The sequence below is a fragment of the Solibacillus silvestris genome (assembly GCF_051967575.1).
Taxonomy (GTDB): Bacteria; Bacillota; Bacilli; order Bacillales_A; family Planococcaceae; genus Solibacillus; species Solibacillus silvestris_B.
Genome location: NZ_JBQCJW010000069.1, coordinates 1 through 3,169 on the forward strand (window position 1 = coordinate 1; position 3,169 = coordinate 3,169).

5 protein-coding genes are annotated in these 3,169 nt (G+C 37.7%); 4 read left to right on the top strand and 1 reads right to left on the bottom strand.

What is annotated here, in order from left to right:
• Window positions 1–207 (bottom strand): helix-turn-helix domain-containing protein (locus ACTHOQ_RS18715; RefSeq protein WP_440497701.1); only part of this gene is annotated, 207 nt, incomplete at its 3' end.
• 90 nt (window positions 208–297) lie between these two features.
• Between ACTHOQ_RS18715 and ACTHOQ_RS18720 the strand changes: the two genes are divergently transcribed.
• The 4 genes from ACTHOQ_RS18720 to ACTHOQ_RS18735 all read left to right on the top strand — a co-directional run bounded on the left by ACTHOQ_RS18720 (window position 298) and on the right by ACTHOQ_RS18735 (window position 3,098).
• Window positions 298–897, top strand: coding sequence for a sugar transferase (locus tag ACTHOQ_RS18720; protein WP_440497702.1), 600 nt, complete (start codon window positions 298–300; stop codon window positions 895–897).
• A 3-nt stretch (window positions 898–900) separates the two neighbouring features.
• Window positions 901–1,536: an acetyltransferase gene (locus tag ACTHOQ_RS18725; protein ID WP_440497703.1), complete on the top strand. Its 636-nt coding sequence runs from the start codon at window positions 901–903 to the stop codon at window positions 1,534–1,536.
• Entirely contained in the window at window positions 1,533–2,672 is a 1,140-nt protein-coding gene (locus tag ACTHOQ_RS18730; RefSeq protein ID WP_440497704.1) for an aminotransferase class I/II-fold pyridoxal phosphate-dependent enzyme, read from the top strand. Before ACTHOQ_RS18725 ends, ACTHOQ_RS18730 begins: the two co-directional genes overlap by 4 nt.
• A 279-nt stretch (window positions 2,673–2,951) precedes the next feature.
• The gene (locus ACTHOQ_RS18735) at window positions 2,952–3,098 is read left to right on the top strand and encodes a hypothetical protein (protein ID WP_440497706.1); all 147 of its coding nucleotides are present in this window, start codon (window positions 2,952–2,954) and stop codon (window positions 3,096–3,098) included.
• The last annotated feature ends 71 nt before the right edge of the window (window positions 3,099–3,169 follow it).

The following is a 3,169-nucleotide window of genomic DNA, read 5'->3' on the forward strand; positions in this document are numbered from 1 at the left end:
GATTTTAATAGAACAGATTTTGATTTTGATAGAAAAGTTAAGTAGCTTGATGCGACAACTATATTGACAAACACCGGAGTCCACATTCGCCAACGTATAGGTAGGACGTGTGGGACTAAATTGCATGCGTTCCAATAATTTAGACATCCCACGTAAGGAATAAGAAACAGCCCATTCCCGTTCAACTAGTGAGACAAGCAAGATCATCCTTTCGAAAGTGGGTTTATATCCTTTACCCGCTTCGAAAGAGATATAAGCTTTAATTCAATATATATTAAATAATATTAGAGGGACCTTATGAAAAGAATATTAGATTTTGTTATAAGTTTTGTTTTACTAATTTTATTAAGTTGGATTTATATAGTCTTAGCTGTTTTAATTCGAGTAAATTTAGGCAGTCCAATTATTTTTAAACAACCACGTCCTGGGAAAAATAGTGAAACTTTTTATATATACAAGTTCCGCACAATGTCCGATGAGCGCAGTGAAAAAGGTGAGCTTTTACCCGATGAAATACGATTAACTTCATTTGGTAAACTGATTAGAAAATTAAGTTTGGATGAGCTACCTCAACTTTGGAATGTATTAAAAGGCGATATGAGCTTTGTTGGGCCGCGACCGTTGTTAGTGGAGTATTTGCCTTTGTATAATGAACGTCAAGTTTTTCGTCATAAAGTGCGCCCAGGTATTACCGGCTGGGCACAAGTGAATGGCCGTAATGCTATATCATGGGAACAAAAGTTTGAATACGATGTATGGTATGTAGAAAACCAGTCATTATGGTTAGATTTTAAAATATTGCTTCTAACAGTGAAAAAGGTTTTTGTTAGTGAGGGGATTTCACAACAAGGCCAGGCAACAATGGAGAAGTTTACAGGTACCCGAACGGAGGATTAGAGTATGACAAGTTATATACTAATCGGAGATAGCGGACATGGAAAAGTGATAGAAGACTGTATTGTTGCGAGTGGACATCGTGTAATAGCAAAACTTGATGACAAATATAATTCGCAATTTCAAGAAGGCCCATACATAAAAGGGCCTTTATCTATAATTAAAGAATTATTAGATAATCAGACGAAAATTATTATTTCAATCGGTCATAATTTCATTCGTCGTCAAGTAGTGGAACGATTGGCATTAAAAGAAGATTGCTATGGGATTATTAAGCATCCCTCCGCAGTAATCAGTCCTTCCGCCATTTTAGGCTATGGTACAGTAATTATGCCGAATGTTGTAATAAATGCAAGTAGTAAGATAGGTCATCATGTTATTTTAAATACGGCTAGCATTATTGAACACGATTGTCTTATTAAAGATTTTGTACATATTTCTCCTGGAACGGTATTAACAGGAGGAGTGGAAGTTGGAATAGGAACCCAAGTAGGGGCAAAAACCTCTGTGAATCCACTTGTAAAAATTGGAAAGTGGAGTATTGTTGGAGCTGGAAGTGCAGTAATTCGAAATATTCCGGATAATGTAACGGCTGTAGGTATCCCAACAACTGTCATAAAGAAAGAAGGATTTATTAAATGACGAATCGCATTTTATTATCTTCTCCACATATGGGAGGAACAGAACAAAAATATATTCAAGAAGCATTCGATACAAACTGGATTGCCCCTTTAGGAGCGAATGTTAATGGATTTGAGCAGGAACTGGCAGCATATGTAAAAATTAAGGCTGCATCGGCGACAACATCAGGTACTGGAGCGATTCATCTTGCTTTGGATCTTTTAGGTGTCCGAGCAGGGGATTCTGTATTTTGCTCTACGTTAACATTTATTGCAAGTGCGAATCCTATTTTATACTTAGGTGCGGAGCCTGTATTTATAGATTCTGAGCCTGATACTTGGAATATGTCACCACAAGCTTTAACAACAGCATTTGAAGTGGCGCATCGAGAAAATACCCTGCCTAAAGCAGTTATCATTGTGAATTTATATGGGCAAAGCGCTAAAATGGATGAACTGATGGCAATTTGTGAACGGTATAATGTACCCGTTGTAGAGGATGCTGCAGAATCTTTAGGCTCTACATATAAAGGAAAAGCAAGTGGGACTTTCGGTAAATTTGGTATTTACTCTTTCAATGGAAATAAAATCATTACAACTTCAGGCGGGGGAATGCTAGTTTCTGATGATGAAGTGTTAATTGATCGCTCGCGTTTTCTGGCAACTCAAGCACGTGATGCCGCGAAACATTACCAGCACAGTGTCGTAGGCTATAATTATCGCATGAGTAATATTGTAGCTGGGATTGGGCGCGGTCAGTTGAAAGTGCTTGATGAACGTGTTGGTCAAAAACGTGCTATTTTTAAACTTTATGCGGAGGCGTTTAAGGATATTGAAGGTCTCGAGATGATGCCAGAATTGGAAGGCACCTTCTCAAATCGCTGGTTGTCGACAATGCTATTAAATCCGACGAAGATTCATGTAACACCTTATGAGTTAATCGATGCATTAGAGGCAGAAAATATCGAATCACGCCCAGTATGGAAACCATTGCATAAGCAACCATTGTTCGAAGGGTGTAAATTTTACGCACATGGAGAAAACGACATTGTAAGTGAGCGATTATTTGCAACAGGTATTTGCCTGCCTTCCGATACAAAAATGACGATTGAAGAACAGCAACGGGTAATTACTATTATTAAAAATGCTTTAAAATGATGTGAGTATTTCAAAACATAAATTTATAATATTGAAACATACTAACATTAGTAGTACAAACCAAGGCCATGGTTTGTGCTACTATTTTTTTATAGTAGAAGTGAAGAAAAGCCGACCAGCCTCTGGGACCATTTGCGAGTCCGTATAATAAACCGGCTAACTTCACGCCCTTATATGAATCAGTTTAGTATGTTGGGTCCAAAGAGATCGTGTATAAGAAAGTGGAATCGATAAGGTATTGTGAAGACTTCTATGATTGGTCAAAAGGAGAAGAGTAAAATGAAACATGTGATTGCGTTAGATATTAGTAAAGGAAAAAGTACCATTGCGATTTATGACGGCTACCGCCAATGTGAATTTGAAGGTGAGCTACATCATACACGTGTTGATTTTGAGAGATTACACGAAAGGATCGAAGAAATGTAACTGCTAAACTAAAATGGACAGTTTCCGCTTGATAGAACTGAACACTTTCTACCCACAATACCTCCCGCTAG